Below are 15,315 nucleotides of genomic sequence, written 5' to 3' on the forward strand. Positions count from 1 at the left end.
CGGAGCAGTGGTCCGGTTATGCGTCCGGGGACATGGGGCGTGGGTGGCGCCGCGCACATTCACCAGGGGATCTCCAGGCAGCTCTTCAGCGCCCAAGCGCGCAGGTTGGGCCGGTAGCGTCCGTGGGCGGACCCCGACGCGGCTCGCCAGGAGGCGGTGACCTGGCGCGGACGCCGCTCGATACCCGCAGCGGCCTCCGCCATGAGCTTCCCTGCTTCCGGCTTGACGAGCTCGTCACTCCGATGCTCGTGCCCCCGTCTGCCGGGCCCGCCACGGCCGGACACCACACCGGAGCCGGGGCGGTGCCTCGCCGTCAGCGCTGGAGCGTCAGCAGACCTGGGCGGTAGGGCCACTGGCCGTACTCGCCGCCGGAGTTGGGATCGCGTCCCTGGTAGAGGAGCCGCAGGTTGCAGGGATCGACCGTGAAGGTCTGGTCGGCGCTGGTGCGGATAAGTTCGCCATGGCTGATGTCGTTGGTCCAGTTGGCGCCGCTGTTGGCCTTGCCGGCGAAGGGGTTGCTCTCGGTCGCGGCCTGAGGTGTCCATGAACCGTTCAGGCTGGTGGCCGTTAACGAGCGGAAGTACCGGCCCTGCGAGCCGATCGCCTCGACGATCATGAGGTAGCGGTCCTGGCCCTGGAGCTTGTAGACCTGCGGGGCTTCGAACAGGTTGTTCTTCGTGTCGCTCATGATCACTGTCGAGGTCGCGCCGAAACTGCCCGGGAAGTTCCCGATCGGCATACTGGCCCGGTAGATCTTGCCGTTGTCGCCGGCGAAGAACAGGTACATGTTCGTCCCGTCACCGATGAGCGTCTGATCGATGGGGCCCGTATCGGAGCCGGCGATGCTTCCGGAGAAGAGCTCCCGCTCGGACGACCAGCCGTTCGGGTTGGTGGGGTCGCTCGATGTCCGGTAGGAGAAGGCAGTCCTGCCCCACTGGTAGGCGAGCACCCAGATGTTCTTCGGCGCGAAGTAGAAGAGCGTGGGCGCGACGACGGAACTCGACATCGTGTTCTGGCCGGCCGATGCCATCTCCGACCAGTTGGTGAACGGGGTGAAGTTCATCGAACCCCAGCCCGCTCCCGTTCCCGCGGCGCCGTGCGTCGTCGCATAGACGAGATGCTTGCCGTTGTAGGGGGCGACGGTGAAGTCCTTGAGCGAAGCCCATCCCGCCTTGGGCTGAGCCAGCGCGCCCGTCGATGACCAGCGGTACGTCGAGGGAAGGGCACAGGTGCCGGGGGTACCGCCGCCGGCGACCCTGACGAGCTGCCACTGCTGGTTGGCACCGCCCCAGTCGTCGTACTGCACGACGTTCGCGCCGTCGGCGGTGGAGCCGCCCTGTACTTCGAGAGCCTTGCCGCTGTGGCGGGCGATGAGCCGCACGTGGCCGTCCGCGCTGTCGGCCGGCCGCCACTGCTGGTTGGTGCCGTTCAGATCGGTCCACTGGACGACCGGGCCGCCGTTGACGGCGGAATGGTTGTGGACGTCCAGGACCTTGCCGGAGTGGCGGGACTTGACGCGGTAGTAGCCGTCGCCGGAGGCGACGAACTGCCACTGCTGCTGGTTCTGGTCGTTCCTGGTCCACTGGGTGATGCGGGCGCCGTCGCCGGTCGCCAGGTTGTAGACGTCCAGGGCCTTGCCGCTGTTGCGGTTGACCAGCACGTACCAGGCGTTGGTGTCGACGGTCGCCGCGGCGGCGGGCGGGGCATTGAAGAGAGTGGCCCCGAGCAGCAAGGACGACAGGACCGCGAGTACCAGACTCAGGACCAGGGGTGGGCGGCGAAACCTCATCAGGAGAGCTCCTTGGGGGGATGGAGGTGAGGTGACCCCGACGAACCGCGCGGCGGCCGCGTCGGGAGTACGGGGACGGGATAGGGGTGGAGGAGGCCGCACATGCCGAACAGCGGGTCCTCCGGGCGCTCCAGTCGCGACACTTCGCCGTGATCGAGGTGGGAGAGGTCTCCGGTCTTCAGCGCTTGCAGTTGGCATCCGGTCGTGAGGGCCGCCGCCAGCGGACCATCACGCCAGCGGATCCACCAGGTGTCAAGGAGCTCGCTCTTCAGGCGGTGGGCCGCGGTGTGGAACTCCCGCAGCCCGCCTTCGCGCAGGGCCAGGAAGCCCTTGAGTGCCAGGTCGCGGCGGCGGCGCGCCGCCGCGGCGTGGTCGCCGGTCAGGACGGCCGCCGCCTGGTAGGTGTCGGGATCGGCCAGCATGGGCGCGGGGAAGGTGAAGACGGCGTCGCCCGCCTCGGGGAGTCCGCTGTTCTGCATGAGCACCACGAGGCGCAGGCCGTCGGCGTTGACGAGACGGTGGATCGTGCCGGGGGTGAACCAGACGACGTCGCCGGGGCGCAGCGGCGTGTCGGCGAAACCGGAGGTGGTGAGGGTCTGGACGCTGCCGGCGCCGCTGATGACGACGTACGCCTCGGAGCAGACGAGGTGCATGTGGGGGGTGCCGCCGCACAGCCCGTCGGCGGCCTCCCAGTCGTACACGGTCAGCCCGGAGATCCCCACGCCGCCGGGGAGCGGGGTCACCACGGGTTCTCCGCGATGTGGCGGGACAGGCGTGCGGGGGTCCACGCGCCGTCGGCCACGACGATCCGGTAGCGGCGCGACAGGGTGTCGCCCGGAGCCAGCGGCAGTTCCTCGTCGAACGCCAGGGACGGGTTGACGGCGGGGATGGGCTCACTGCGGACGAACCAGTGGCAGGGGGCGTCCGGATCGTCCAGGAACAGGAGCGTGGAGGAGCGGTCGACCTCGTCGTGCGTGCCGACGAAGGCCAGCCAGTCGCCCTTCTCGCCCATCGCGGGGCCGATCACCTCGCCGCCGGTGAAGTCGCGCGGGCCGCGCCAGAACAGGCCGGAGTATCCGGCGAGCTCCCTGCCCTGTGTGCCGGGGCTGCCGAACATCAGGGCGGTGTCGTGGACGTTGGTCAGCGCGGTGGTGACCTCCAGGGTCCAGGAGTCGGCCTCGACGTCGCGGGCGGTCAGTGTGCGGCGCTCGTCGATCCAGTGCTCCCCCGCCATGGTGTGCCAGGCCAGGTCCTCGGTGATCAGGGCGCGGCCGTGGTCCGTTTCGGCGGACAGGGCGAGGCTGCGCATCGTGCCGAGGTTCGGCAGGTCGACATAGCCCTGGCCGCGCAGGTAGGTGCCGCCGCCCCAGAAGTTCTGCCCCGACACCCACGACGCCGTGAACTGGAGGCCCTTGTGCCAGCGATGGTCGTGCGGCCGGTAGCCGGTGACCACGTCGCCGGCGAGCGTGCGCACCGGATGCAGGTAGGGCTTCGGCGCCTCGAAGGGGTCCATGACCGGCCGGTGCACGTAGCGGAAGAGGTCGGCGCCGCGGGCCCGGACGAGCAGCGAGTCCTCGTTCTCCAGGAGTTCGAACGTCACCGGAACACCTCCGGGCGCCCTCCGTTGAGCGAGCCGTAGAACGGATCGGCCGCGTCGATCTCTCCGCGCCGGACCGGCAGGCCGGTGATCGCGGCCTTGTACAGGGCGGTGACCAGTTCCATGGTCGGCCTGCCGAGGTCGGGCCGGAGCCCGGCCTGGTAGCCGTCCAGGAAGTCCGCGAGCTGGGCGGTGTGCGAGCTGGGCAGGTCGTCCGGCGGCTCCCACTGCGCGCGGGGCGACCTGGCGGTGAAGGTCCAGTCCGCGTTGGAGTATCCGTACAGGTGCCGCAGCTCGACCGTGGCGTCGGTGAGGTCGAAGCGCAGGTAGCTCTCCTCGCGTGGGGAGAGGACGCTGTTGACGACCGTCGCGATGGCTCCGTTCTCGAACCGGATCAGGGCCGCGGACACGTCCTCCGTCTGGACGGCGCGGTCGAGGCGGCCGGCCATCGCGCGGACCTCGGCCCATGCGCCGAGCACCGCGAGCATCAGGTCCATCTGGTGGATGCCGTGGCCCAGGGTCGGGCCGCCGCCCTCGCTCCGCCAGGTGCCGCGCCAGGGCACGTCGTAGTAGGCGTCGTCGCGGTACCACGCCGTGACGCACTGTGCGACCAGCGGACGGCCCAGCGCCCCGGCCGCGATCCGGTCGCGCAGGTACCGGGCCCCCGAGCCGTACCGGTGCTGGAACACCGCGCCCGCGGCCGCCGGGCCCTCGGCGGCTTCGATCCGGTCGAGCTCGGCCAGCGACAGCGCCACCGGCTTCTCGCACCACACCCACGCCCCCGACTCCAAGCAGGCCACGGCCTGTTCGGCGTGCAGGTACGGCGGCGTGCACAGGTGCACGACGTCCGGGCGCTGCTCCCTGAGCATCGTGTGCAGGTCGGTGTGGACCGTGGGGATGCCGTGCTCGGCCGCGAACGCCTCGGCGCGCGCGCCGTCCACGTCGACGGCCGCCACGATCTCGGTCCGGTGCGCCTGTGCCCGGAGGGCGGGGACGTGGCAGGTGCCGGCGATCCCGCCCGTTCCGACGATCGCCGTTGTGATCATCCGCCCAGCACCTTCCTGATCGCGTGGTAGGCGGGCTTGGGCTGCAGGTTCTCGTCGTAGGGCAGCGCGGCGCCCTCGCCGGGGAAGACGGAGGGGATCCACGAGTACTTGTCCGTGTAGTCCCAGATGGTGATGCCGACGCATTTGCTGACCGCCAGGCAGGCCTTGACGTAGTCGGCGTACCAGGTGGCCTGGGTGGCGAGCTTCTCTTCGGTCGCCGGGAGGTTCATCCGGATGTCGAGTTCGGTGACCGCGACCTCGACCCCGAGGTCCGCGAAGCGCTGCATGTTCTGCCGGACGTCGGCGGGGAAGCCGTACTGGAGCGCCAGATGGCCCTGGATGCCGAAGCCCTCCACGGGAACGCCGTCGGCCTTCAGTTGCTTGATCAGGGTGTGGTAGGCGTCGCTCTTGGGGCCGATCCCGTCGACGTTGTAGTCGTTGAGGTACAGCTTGGCGTGCCGGTCGGCCTCGTGGGCCCAGCGCAGGGCGTCGGCGATGTAGCCGGGGCCGAGCGTCTTGTAGAAGAGCGTCTCGCGGTAGGTGCCGTCCTCGTTGAAGGCCTCGTTGACGACGTCCCAGTGGATCACCTGGCCCTTGTAGTGCCGGACCACCGTCTGGATGTGGTTCTTGAGGACGGCGCGCAGTTCGCCGGCGGTCCAGTCGCGCTCGGTGAGCCAGGTGGGTAGCTGGTTGTGCCAGACGAGGGTGTGGCCGCGGACCTTCTGGTGGTGCGCCTTGGCGAAGGCCACGACCTCGTCACCGGCGGTGAAGTCGAAGACGCCGCGCTCGGGTTCGGTGGCGTACCACTTCATGGCGTTGCCGGGGGTGGTCTGCCCGAACTCGCTGCCGAGGAGCTTCAGGTAGGCGGCGTCGGTGAACTCGGGGTTGTCGGTGGCGGAGCCGAAGTACTTGTGGTGCTTCTTGGCCAGTTCGGCGAGCGTCCTGGGACGGGGCTCGGCGGTCGCGGGCGCGGCGGCGAGGCCGGCCGCGAGGCAGACCACGGCGGACAGGGCTATGAGATGCCGGGACAGGGGCATGGATGACTCCTCGGGTGCGGGGCGCTTCAGTCGAGGACGATCGTGGTCAGCGCGCGGGGGGCGAGCGTCGCCGTGAGGGTCGTGCCGTGCCTGGAGACGACGTCGGCCGGGGTGATCGAGCGGGTCTCGTCGGTCACGTAGGCGTCGGGGTGCGGGTCGTGCCCGCCGCCGCGAAGGGAGAACGCGGCGGACTTTTCTGTGGTCGCGGTGTTGAGGATCTCGATGACGCGGCTGCCGTCGGTGTTGCGGAAGGCCGTGACCTGGAGTGCCGGGTCGGCGTTCGTGACCGGCACGCGGACGGCGCCGGGGCGGATGAACCGGCTGAAGGCGGCCAGCGCCCAGTACCGCTTGGACACCCGGTAGTCGTCACCGGGGTTGGCGAGCTGGATGAGCCCTCGGGTCGTGCCGAGCGACGCGCCGGTCCAGTAGACGTAGGCGTTGGCGTTGCCAACGGTCAGGGTGTTCTGGATGTCGGCTGCGACGGTGAGACCGTCGTAGCCGCTGCCGTCGTCCCAGTTCTCGTTCCAGGTGGTGCCGTCCGGCGACCATTCCGACATCCACACGCGCTTGTCGGTCGGCTGCGGGACCGCGGTCGGACCGCTGTAGCGGTGGCCGGTGATGGTCCGCACGACCTTGTCGGCCGCGGGGTCCGCCTCGATGGCCTCGGTGTAGGCGACCTGCCGGTCCCAGCCTGCGGCGTCGCAGCAGACCACCCCGGTCTTCAGTCCGGATGCGCGAACGGTCGGCCCGAGAACCTTGAGGAAGTCGACGGCCTGCTGCGGGGTGAACCGCATCGAGGCGTAGGTCGCCGTCCAGTCGGGTTCGTTGGTGAACCCGAGGTCGGTGATTCCGATGCCCTCCCGCTGGTAGAACTTGGCGTACTGGACGAGGTAGTTCGCGTAGGCCTGACGCCATGCGGGCAGGAGTTCGCCGCCGTCGTTCTCGCTGTTGTTGGTCTTCATGAAGGCCGGGGCGCTCCAGGCGTCGGCGAAGAACCGTTTGACGCCGTACGCCTTGGCCTCCTTGGCGAGCCAGACCTGACCGCCGTCCCAGCCGTCCCAGACGTACTTCGGCGTGGCGTCCGGTCCGCCGGGATCGGCCGGCAGGATCGTCGGCATGTGGTCGTAGACCCGGTCGGTCGACGACCCGATGCCCAGGCGCAGGATCGACAGGCCCGCGCCCTTCTCCTTGCTGAGCAGCAGGTCGAGGACCTCGCGCCGCTTGGCAGGGCTGAGGCCGCGCGCGCCGTGCAGCAGGTCGGCCCGCTGGAAGGCCATGGAGAAGCCGAATCCGTCGATGGGCTGGAGTTCGGCGCGGAAGTCGATGCCGGGGCGCGAGGGGTCGCCCGCGGGTCGTGCGGGGTCGGCCGCGGCCTGCGATGTCAGCGCTAACAGCAGGACGGCTGTCAGCGCGGTCAGGCGTTTCACAGGGTCTCCTCGGGGGTGGAGGTCACGTGGGACGGGTCAGCCCTTGGTGGCACCCGCGGTGAGGCCGCCGATCAGCTGTCGTTCGGCGACGGCGTAGAAGGCGAGGGCGGGGACCATGGCGAGCACGATGTAGGCGAGGACGAGCGCGTAGTCGGTCGAGTACTGGCCCTGGAACTGCTGGACGCCGACCGGGATCGTCTGCCATTTCGGGTCGTTGAACACCAGCAGCGGCAGGAAGAAGTTGTTCCAGCTCGCGACGACCGACAGGACCGAGACCGTGCCGAGCGCCGGACGCGCCATCGGCAGCAGGATCTTCCAGAAGAAGCGGAACTTGCCGCAGCCGTCCACGATGGCGGCCTCCTCGATCTCCGCCGGGATGGTCCGGAAGAAGCCGCGCAGAATGACGATCGTCATCGGGAGCCCGAAGGCCGCCTGCGGAAGAATCACCCCGAGCGGATTGTCGAGGAGGCCGAAGTTGCGCAGCATGAGAAAGAGCGGCAGGACGGCCACCGCGAACGGGAACATCAACCCGATCGTGAACAGCGTGTAGAACAACTCCCTGCCGCGGAAGGCGTAGCGGGCCAGCACGAACGCGGCCATCGCGGAGGCGGCCACCGTGCAGATCGTCGTACCGATCGCGATGCCGGCACTGTTGGCGATCTGCCGCCAGAACGTCCCGTCGCTCAGAATGCCGGTGTAGTTGCCGGCCTTCCACTGCTCCGGCAGGCCGAACGGATTCGTCGTCAGCTCGCCGGTGCTCTTGAACCCGGAGATCACCGCGTAGATCAGCGGCACGACGACGAACGCGGCGATCAGCCAGACCATGGCCTGCAGCGAAAGGCCGCGTGCCGTCGCGCGGGCGTTCATCGGCCGCCTCCCGAGGTGACGGCCCCGCTCAGGTCACGGCGGAGCACGTAACGCTGGTAGAAGAGGGAGAAGACCAGACTGATCATGAACAGCACTACGCTGATCGCACTGGCGTAGCCGACCTGGTACCGCTTGAACCCGAACTGGAACATCGCGATCGCCATCGTCTCGGAGGAGTGGTTGGGCCCGCCTGCGGTCATGACCCAGACGAGGTCGAAGAGCTGAATGGACCCGATGATGGAAAGGAAGACGCTGATCCGGATCGTCGGGCCGAGCAGCGGCAGCGTCACGTGCCGGAAGCGCTGCCAGGCGCCGGCGCCGTCGATGGAGGCGGCCTCGAGGACCTCGGCCGGGATGCTCTGCAGCCCGGCGAGGAAGAGCATCATGTGGAAGCCGAAGTACTTCCAGATCATGACCACGAACAGGGTTGGCATGACCGTCGAGGGATCGGCGAGCCACTTGCCCTGCAGCCCCTCCAGGCCCAGGAGGCCGGCGAGATGGTCGGCCATGCCGGCGCCGGGCAGGAAGATCATCGTGAAGAGGACCGCCGTGACCACCTCGGAGAGGATGTACGGCGCGAAGAACAGCATCCGGTAGACGGCCCGGCCGCGGAGCCTCTGGTTGAGCAGGACCGCGGTGAACAAGGCGAACGGCAGCTGGACCGTGATCGACAGGACGATCAGGTACAGTCCGCGCCCCAGATCGCCGAGGAAGACCTGATCGTCGAAGAGTCTGGTGTAGTTCGCGAAGCCGACGAAGTCGGCCATGGGGCCGATCCCGCCCCATTTGAAGAAGCCGGTGTAGACGGCGACGACGATCGGGGCGAGGACGAAGACGAGGAAGAGGACCAGGGCCGGGACGAGGAACCAGGCCACCGAAGCCCAGTCTCCCCAGCCGCGCAGGAGCGACCGGACCGGGACGGGCGGGCGCACCGGCACGGCCTCCTCCGTCCGCTCCTTGGTCAGGGCGGACACGGAGTCAGGCACCCTTCGCAGCCTCGGTGATCGACGTGGTGACCTGCTCGGGCGTCTTCTTGCCCGCGATGAGGTCGGCGACGCTGTCGTTGACCTCCTGGCCGACCGCCGGCGGGTATGCCTGGTCGAGGAAGAGCTGGAAGCCCGTCGCCTTGACCAGGCTGTCGGCCACCACCTTCTTGTTGGCGTCGGTGAGCCGGCTCTCCGCACCCTTGACCACCGGCAGGTAGCCGTTGGAGGCCAGCAGCTTGGACTGGTTGTCCAGAACGAAGAACTTCAGGAAGTCCAGCGCCTCCTTCGGGGCGCCCTTGCGCAGCGCGAAGCCACCGCCGCCGCCGAACACCTCGGTGGCCCGGCCGACACCGCCGTCGACCGTCGGGAAGGGGAAGAAGCCCAGGTCTGCTCCGAGGTCGGCGCCCGCGTCCTTCTGCACCGACGGTCCCCACTGACCCATCAGCTCCATGGCGGCCTTGCCATTGCCCATGGTCGCGGCCTGCCCGCCGGGGGTGGCGTAGCCGGCTCCCAGGAAGGCCGCCTGGAACGGCTGGAGGTCGACCAGCTCCTTGAGGTGGGCGCCTGCCTGGACGAAGCCGGCGCCGGTGAAGTCCTTGGTGGTCGCGGCCTGCTGCAGCGCGGGGAGACCGGCGACGCGCATCGCGAGGTAGGCCCAGTAGTAGTGCCCCGGCCACTTCTCCTTGCCCGCGAGGGCGATCGGAGTGACGCCCGCCGCCTTGAGCTTCCTGACGTCTTCGAGAAGCTCGGCCCAGGTGGCCGGCGGGGCGGTGATGCCGGCCTTGGCGAAGAGCTTCTTGTTGTACCAGAAGCCGACCATGCCGATGTCGTAGGGCACTCCGTAGGTCCGGCCCCCGAACTGGTACGCCTGCAGCGAGACCGGGGTGAGCTCGGACGACCAGTCGAAGATGTCGGTGAGGTCCTCGACCAGCCCGGCGTCGACCTGCTGCTGCAGCACACCGCCGCCCCAGGTCTGGAAGACGTCGGGGAGTTTGCCCGAAGAGGTGGTGGCGGTCAGCTTGGACTTGAACGCCTCGTTCTCCAACGAGGTCGTGTTGATCACGATGTTGGGGTGAGCGGCCGTGAACGCCGAGGAGATCTGCGGGAAGAGGGACTTGCCCGGTTCTGTCGTGGCGATGTTCCACCACGCGAAGGACACCTTGCCGTCGGCCGACCCGCCGCCGGATCCGTCGGCTCCGCAGGCCGCGGTCATGGAGACGGACAGGGCGGTCAGGCCCGAGAGCGCCAGGAAGCTGCGTCGGCTCGGGAGGGTGCTGGCCATGGGACCTCCGGGGTGGGGAATGCCGGTTCGTGCCCGAAAATTTTTCGAAATACTCTCGAATTCTGCGCTGCCACAAACTAGGAACGTGAGGCTTCTCGGTCAAGACCTCGCGCCAACTTATCTAGGGGCAGTGGTTGTTAGCAGGCTTGACAAGCAGGTCTGGCCGCCCAGAAACTCATCGAAAGTTTGCGATACCTGTCGCCCGGCCGAAGGCATCCGCGCAGAGGAGAGAAGTTGAGCGAGCAGCGCCCGACCCTGGCCGTCATCGCCGCGGAGGCAGGGGTGTCCCAGGCCACCGTGTCCAAGGTGATCAACGGCCGTTCCGATGTCGCACCCTCGACACGCGAACGGATCGAGGGCCTGCTGCAGGCGCACAACTACCTCCCGCCCGGCCGGCAGGGCAGAGCCCGCAGATCGGGTCTCGTCGACCTGATCATCGGCGGTCTGGACAGCGCGTGGGCGGTGGAGATACTGCGCGGCGTCGAGGCCGAGTGCGCCCAGCGGAGCGTCGGTACCGTCGTGTCGCTCGTCCCGCCGGGCGAGGCCACGCCGTCCAGTTGGACCGCACTGCCGGTCCTGCACCACAGCGACGGCGTCATCCTCGTCACCGCCTCGGTCACCCCCGCCCAGCGCGCCCAGGTCGAACGGGCCGGGGTGGCGCTGGTCGTCATCGACCCGATCGACCTGCCGGGCAACGGCGTGCCGAGCGTCGGTGCGACCAACTGGGCCGGCGGCCTCGCCGCCACCGAGCACCTGCTGGAGCTGGGGCATCGCCGGATCGCCACGATCGGCGGACGAAAGGAGATGCTGTGCAGCCAGGCCCGCATCGACGGGTACCGGGCCGCCCTGGAGCGGGCCGGGATCGAGGTCGACCGCGACCTGATCCGGTTCGGCGACTTCCAGCACGAGGGCGGATTCCGGTGCGCCCAGGAGCTGCTCGCCCTCCCCGAGCCGCCGACCGCCGTCTTCGCCGGCAGCGACCAGCAGGCGATGGGCGTCTACGAAGCCGCCCGGCAGGGCGGCTTGAGCATCCCGCACGACCTCAGCGTGGTCGGCTTCGACGACCTGCCGATGTGCGACTGGCTGTCACCGCCGCTGACGACGGTGCGCCAGCCGCTGGAGGAGATGGGCCGGGTCGCCGCCCGCACACTGTTCCAACTTCTGGACGGCCAGCCCCTGGTCAGCCCCCGGATGGAGCTCTCGACCGAACTCAAGGTCCGGCTCTCCACCGCCCCGCCTCGTCCCTAGGGGGTGCCTTGCCGGTCATGCCGGGCTCGCGTGCCCTGGCACGGCTCCCCCGTAGTCCTTCGGGCACGGGAGGTACCCCCGGGCCGCGTTGTCGTCGGTCGCCGACTCTCCCGTAGCCCTGCGGGCACGGGAGGGACCCCCAACGCGTTGTCTCCCTCCTCCGCCTTGCGATCCGTCCCCTCGGCCCTGGCGGGCCCGGGGAGGCCCCATGCACCAGACGCCGCTCCCTGATCCGGCCTGATCGACAGGACACCCCCTAGGAGAACCCCTTGAACGAGCCCTGGCGTGACCCGCTCCTCCCCGCGTCCGTGCGCGTCGCCGACCTGCTGGGAAGGATGACGCTGGAGGAGAAGACAGGGCAGCTCGCCGGCTACTGGGCGTTGCCCTCGAATCCGGGAGCACCTGTCGCGCCCATGGAGGACGACTCCGGTGAGCCCGCGCCCGGTCTCGACGACATCGTCGCCCACGGACTCGGCCAGCTCACCCGGGTGTACGGCACCGCCCCGGTCACCGCGGAAGCCGGAATGGAACGGCTCGCCTCGCTCCAGCGGCAGGTGACCGGAGCCGGTCGGTTCGGGATCCCGGCGGTCGCTCACGAGGAGTGCCTGACCGGATTCATGACGTTCGGAGCGACGGTTTTCCCCGCGCCGCTGGCCTGGGGCGCTTCCTTCGATCCTGGGCTCGTACGCCGGATGGCCGCCGTCATCGGCGCGGGGATGCGACGGGTCGGCGTCCACCAAGGGCTGGCTCCGGTGCTCGACGTGGTCCGCGACTACCGGTGGGGCAGGACCGAGGAGTGCATCGGTGAGGACCCCTATCTCGTCGGGGCGATCGGCACGGCCTACGTGCAAGGCCTGGAAGGCGCCGGCGTCGTGGCGACACTCAAGCACTTCGCCGGGTACTCGGCCTCGCGCGGCGGCCGGAACATGGCGCCCGTCGCCTCGGGGCCGCGCGAGTTCGCCGACGTGCTGGTCGAGCCCTTCGTACGGGCGCTGCGCGAGGGCGGCGCCCGGTCGGTGATGAACAGCTACACCGACGTGGACGGCGTCCCGGCGGCCGCCGACGAACGGCTGCTGACCGAACTGCTCAGGGGTGAGCTCGGTTTCGGCGGTGTCGTCGTCGCCGACTACTACGCCGTCTCCTTCCTGGAGACCCGGCACGGCGTCACCGGGTCGCGCGGCGCGGCCGGCGCGCTGGCATTGACCGCCGGAATCGACGTCGAGCTGCCCACGGCCCGCTGCTACGGCGAGCCGCTGACCGAACGTGTGCGATCGGGAAGCGTTCCCGAAGCGCTCATCGACCGGGCCGCGGAGCGGGTCCTGCGCCAGAAGGCCGAACTCGGCCTGCTCGATCCCGACTGGGAACCCGTCAAGCCGGAGCCGGTCGACCTCGACCCGCCGGAGAACCGGGCATTGGCCAGGCTCCTGGCCGAACGGTCCACCGTGCTGCTCGCCAACGACGGCACCCTGCCGCTGCGGCCGTGCCGTGTCGCGATCAGCGGGCCGTACGCCGACGACCCTCAGTCCTTCCTCGGCTGCTACTCCTTCCCCAACCACGTCGCGCTGCCCGGCGACCTGGGGCTGGAGATCCCGACGCTCGGCGAGGCGCTCACCGCTGCCGGGTTCACGGTCTGCGCGGACGATCCGGAGGTGAACGTGCTGGTACTCGGGGACCGGGCCGGCATGTTCGGCCGGGGCACCTCGGGAGAGGGCTGCGACGCCGAGACCCTCGACCTCCCCGGCGACCAGGCCGCCCTCGCCTCCGCGGTCCTCGACTCCGGAGTGCCGACCGTCCTGGTCCTCGTCTCCGGACGGCCCTACGCGCTCGGCTCGCTGGCCGAACGCGCATCGGCCGTGATCCAGGCATTCTTCCCCGGCGAAGAGGGCGGGACGGCACTGGCCCGGATCATCAGCGGGGCCGCGGAACCTGGCGGGCGGCTACCCGTCTCCATCCCCCGTCGCGCCGGCGGCCAGCCCGGCACCTACCTGCACTCCAGGCTCGCCGGACACACCGACTGGAGCTCGGTGGACCCGACCCCCCTGTTCCCTTTCGGACACGGGCTGAGCTGGACCAGCTTCACCTGCTCGGGGCTGTCGGTGGATCCCGTCGCCGCGACGGACGGGGTCGTCGCCGTCTCGGTCACCGTCCGCAACGTCGGAGAGGTGGCCGGGACCGAGGTGGTCCAGCTCTACCTCTCGGACCCCGAGGCGTCCGTCGTCCGGCCGGAGAGGTGGCTCGCCGGATTCGGCAGAGTCGAGTTGCAGCCGGGCGAGGCCGCCCGGGTCACCTTCTCCGTCCATGCCGACCGGACCTCTTTCACCGGGCTCGACCTGCGCAGAAGAGTGGAGCCCGGAGAGATCGGAGTGGCCGTCGGACGGTCCAGCGGCGATCTTCCGCTCCGGGGCTCCTTCACTCTGCACGGCCCCGTACGTCACCCGGCGGCCGACCGGGTGCTGTCCGTGCCGGTCGAGATCGTCCCGGTTCCATGAGCACGTCGTTCGGTGATCCCGTGCTGCCCGGGTTCCGGCCCGACCCGTCCGTCTGCCGAGTGGGGGCGGACTACTACCTGGTGACGTCGAGCTTCGAATGGTTCCCGGGTCTTCCTGTGTTCCACAGCCGCGATCTCGTGAACTGGCGGCGCCTCGGCTCCGCGCTCGACCGGCCGTCCCAGCTCGACCTCGACGGATGCGAGCCCTCACGCGGACTGTTCGCCCCGACGATCCGGCACCATGACGGGGTCTTCCATCTCGTCTGCACTCTGATGGACGGCCCCGGCCATTTCGTCGTCACGGCGACCGACCCGGCGGGACCGTGGTCGCAGCCGCACTGGCTGGAGGGCGAGGGCTTCGACCCGTCGCTGTTCTTCGACGACGGACCGGACGGCGGGGACGGCCGGGCCTGGTTCACCGCCGCCCGCGTCCTGGACGAGGCCGCCGGCCGCACAGAGATCTGGATGCGCGAGTACCTTCCGCATGAGCGACGGCTCACGGGACCCGAGTACGTCCTGTGGTCGGGAAGCCACCCGGACGCCCGCTGGTCGGAGGCCCCGCACCTCTACAAGATCGACGGCTCCTATCTCCTGCTCACCGCGGAGGGCGGCACCGATGTGGACCACAGTGTGGTGGCCGCCCGCGCCGACCGCGTGACCGGCCCGTACAAGGGCGTCCCCGGCAACCCGGTGCTGCCTCCCGCCACGGGCCCGGTCACCTGCACCGGGCACGCCGACCTCGTCCAGAACCCGTACGGCGACTGGCGGGCCGTCCTTCTGGGCGTCCGCCCGGGCTCCGCCATCGGCCGCGAGACCTTCCTCACCCGGGTCACCTGGGACGACGGCCGGCCGGTCTTCTCCCCCGTCGTCCACACGGGCCGTCGCCGTCCCCTCCACGACGACTTCGCCACCCTCTCCGCGGACTGGAGCACCCTGCGCACCCCAGGCGCGCGGTTCTGGACCACCGGCGACGGGCTCCGCCTCCAGGTCCGCCCCGAACGTCTCGGCGAACGCTCCGTCCCCTCCCTCCTTGCCCGCCCCCAGGAACAGCCCGACTGCGACGTCTCCGCCGAACTGCGTTTCACCCCCGCAGCAGCGGGCGAACAGGCCGGCCTCGCCGTGGTCGTCGACGACGACGCCCACCTCCTCTTCCTTCGCACCACGGAAGGACTCAGCCTCCGTCACGGGCCTGATGTCCTGGTCCGCGCCGCCCTCTCCCCCGGCCCCGTGCGCCTGGGGGTCCGTATCCGCGGCTTCAGCCACACCTTCGCCTACGCGGCACCCGACGGCGCCTGGCAGGATCTGGCCACCGTCGAAGCCACCTTCCTCACCCCGCTGTTCACCAGCGTCCAGCTCGGCCTCTACGCCACCTCCAACGGCCGCCCGTCCACCAGCCAAGCCCACTTCACGTGGTTCGACATCACGTATCCGCACCGGCCCTCCGGGGCGCTGGACACCGACGCCCCGGAAATGTGACCCGAGGCAAGCACTCACTTATGAACGAAGCGGCTCCTATCGAAATAGTTTCGATAGGAGCCGCTTCGTCAT

At 69.8% G+C, this 15,315-nt stretch carries 13 protein-coding genes; 3 read left to right on the forward strand and 10 right to left on the reverse strand.

The window, feature by feature from the left end; all coding sequences use genetic code 11:
- Positions 1–59: 59 nt before the first annotated feature.
- The 10 genes from ACZ46W_RS31850 to ACZ46W_RS31895 all read right to left on the reverse strand — a co-directional run bounded on the left by ACZ46W_RS31850 (position 60) and on the right by ACZ46W_RS31895 (position 10,031).
- On the reverse strand, positions 60–203 hold the full coding sequence (locus ACZ46W_RS31850) for a hypothetical protein (RefSeq protein ID WP_468345104.1): 144 nt from the start codon (positions 201–203) through the stop codon (positions 60–62).
- Between the two features lie 110 nt (positions 204–313).
- A complete protein-coding gene (locus tag ACZ46W_RS31855) occupies positions 314–1,789 on the reverse strand; it encodes a non-reducing end alpha-L-arabinofuranosidase family hydrolase (RefSeq protein WP_468345107.1) in 1,476 nt (491 codons plus the stop codon).
- A complete protein-coding gene (locus ACZ46W_RS31860; protein ID WP_468345275.1) occupies positions 1,789–2,532 on the reverse strand; it encodes a cupin domain-containing protein in 744 nt (247 codons plus the stop codon). Before ACZ46W_RS31860 ends, ACZ46W_RS31855 begins: the two co-directional genes overlap by 1 nt.
- On the reverse strand, positions 2,529–3,389 hold the full coding sequence (locus ACZ46W_RS31865; RefSeq protein ID WP_468345110.1) for a DUF6807 domain-containing protein: 861 nt from the start codon (positions 3,387–3,389) through the stop codon (positions 2,529–2,531). Before ACZ46W_RS31865 ends, ACZ46W_RS31860 begins: the two co-directional genes overlap by 4 nt.
- The gene (locus ACZ46W_RS31870) at positions 3,386–4,432 is read right to left on the reverse strand and encodes a Gfo/Idh/MocA family protein (RefSeq protein ID WP_468345113.1); all 1,047 of its coding nucleotides are present in this window, start codon (positions 4,430–4,432) and stop codon (positions 3,386–3,388) included. The genes ACZ46W_RS31865 and ACZ46W_RS31870 overlap by 4 nt, the downstream gene beginning before the upstream one ends.
- Positions 4,429–5,469, reverse strand: a complete 1,041-nt coding sequence (locus tag ACZ46W_RS31875; protein ID WP_468345116.1) for a glycoside hydrolase family 10 protein — start codon at positions 5,467–5,469, stop codon at positions 4,429–4,431. Before ACZ46W_RS31875 ends, ACZ46W_RS31870 begins: the two co-directional genes overlap by 4 nt.
- A gap of 26 nt (positions 5,470–5,495) precedes the next feature.
- Positions 5,496–6,896 carry a glycoside hydrolase family 30 protein gene (locus ACZ46W_RS31880; protein WP_468345119.1) on the reverse strand — a complete coding sequence of 467 codons (1,401 nt, stop codon included), beginning with the start codon at positions 6,894–6,896 and terminating at the stop codon, positions 5,496–5,498.
- A 36-nt stretch (positions 6,897–6,932) separates the two neighbouring features.
- Positions 6,933–7,763: a carbohydrate ABC transporter permease gene (locus tag ACZ46W_RS31885; RefSeq protein ID WP_468345122.1), complete on the reverse strand. Its 831-nt coding sequence runs from the start codon at positions 7,761–7,763 to the stop codon at positions 6,933–6,935.
- Positions 7,760–8,749: a carbohydrate ABC transporter permease gene (locus ACZ46W_RS31890; protein WP_468345125.1), complete on the reverse strand. Its 990-nt coding sequence runs from the start codon at positions 8,747–8,749 to the stop codon at positions 7,760–7,762. The genes ACZ46W_RS31885 and ACZ46W_RS31890 overlap by 4 nt, the downstream gene beginning before the upstream one ends.
- Positions 8,742–10,031 carry an extracellular solute-binding protein gene (locus tag ACZ46W_RS31895; RefSeq protein ID WP_468345128.1) on the reverse strand — a complete coding sequence of 430 codons (1,290 nt, stop codon included), beginning with the start codon at positions 10,029–10,031 and terminating at the stop codon, positions 8,742–8,744. Before ACZ46W_RS31895 ends, ACZ46W_RS31890 begins: the two co-directional genes overlap by 8 nt.
- A gap of 234 nt (positions 10,032–10,265) precedes the next feature.
- On the opposite strand from ACZ46W_RS31895, the gene ACZ46W_RS31900 reads away from it, so the two are divergent.
- The 3 genes from ACZ46W_RS31900 to ACZ46W_RS31910 all read left to right on the forward strand — a co-directional run bounded on the left by ACZ46W_RS31900 (position 10,266) and on the right by ACZ46W_RS31910 (position 15,243).
- Positions 10,266–11,279, forward strand: a complete 1,014-nt coding sequence (locus tag ACZ46W_RS31900) for a LacI family DNA-binding transcriptional regulator (RefSeq protein ID WP_468345131.1) — start codon at positions 10,266–10,268, stop codon at positions 11,277–11,279.
- Between the two features lie 269 nt (positions 11,280–11,548).
- Complete coding sequence (locus ACZ46W_RS31905; RefSeq protein WP_468345134.1) at positions 11,549–13,768, forward strand: glycoside hydrolase family 3 N-terminal domain-containing protein; 2,220 nt, start codon at positions 11,549–11,551, stop codon at positions 13,766–13,768.
- Positions 13,765–15,243: a glycoside hydrolase family 43 protein gene (locus ACZ46W_RS31910; RefSeq protein ID WP_468345138.1), complete on the forward strand. Its 1,479-nt coding sequence runs from the start codon at positions 13,765–13,767 to the stop codon at positions 15,241–15,243. Before ACZ46W_RS31905 ends, ACZ46W_RS31910 begins: the two co-directional genes overlap by 4 nt.
- The last annotated feature ends 72 nt before the right edge of the window (positions 15,244–15,315 follow it).

This window comes from Streptomyces sp. NPDC031064, assembly GCF_055570965.1.

Coding starts and splice junctions, on each gene's coding strand:
- ACZ46W_RS31895 (WP_468345128.1), bottom strand. CDS start 10,031: ATGGCCAGCACCCTCCCGAGCCGACGCAGCTTCCTGGCGCTCTCGGGC.
- ACZ46W_RS31910 (WP_468345138.1), top strand. CDS start 13,765: ATGAGCACGTCGTTCGGTGATCCCGTGCTGCCCGGGTTCCGGCCCGAC.
- ACZ46W_RS31875 (WP_468345116.1), bottom strand. CDS start 5,469: ATGCCCCTGTCCCGGCATCTCATAGCCCTGTCCGCCGTGGTCTGCCTC.
- ACZ46W_RS31855 (WP_468345107.1), bottom strand. CDS start 1,789: ATGAGGTTTCGCCGCCCACCCCTGGTCCTGAGTCTGGTACTCGCGGTC.
- ACZ46W_RS31850 (WP_468345104.1), bottom strand. CDS start 203: ATGGCGGAGGCCGCTGCGGGTATCGAGCGGCGTCCGCGCCAGGTCACC.
- ACZ46W_RS31885 (WP_468345122.1), bottom strand. CDS start 7,763: ATGAACGCCCGCGCGACGGCACGCGGCCTTTCGCTGCAGGCCATGGTC.
- ACZ46W_RS31870 (WP_468345113.1), bottom strand. CDS start 4,432: ATGATCACAACGGCGATCGTCGGAACGGGCGGGATCGCCGGCACCTGC.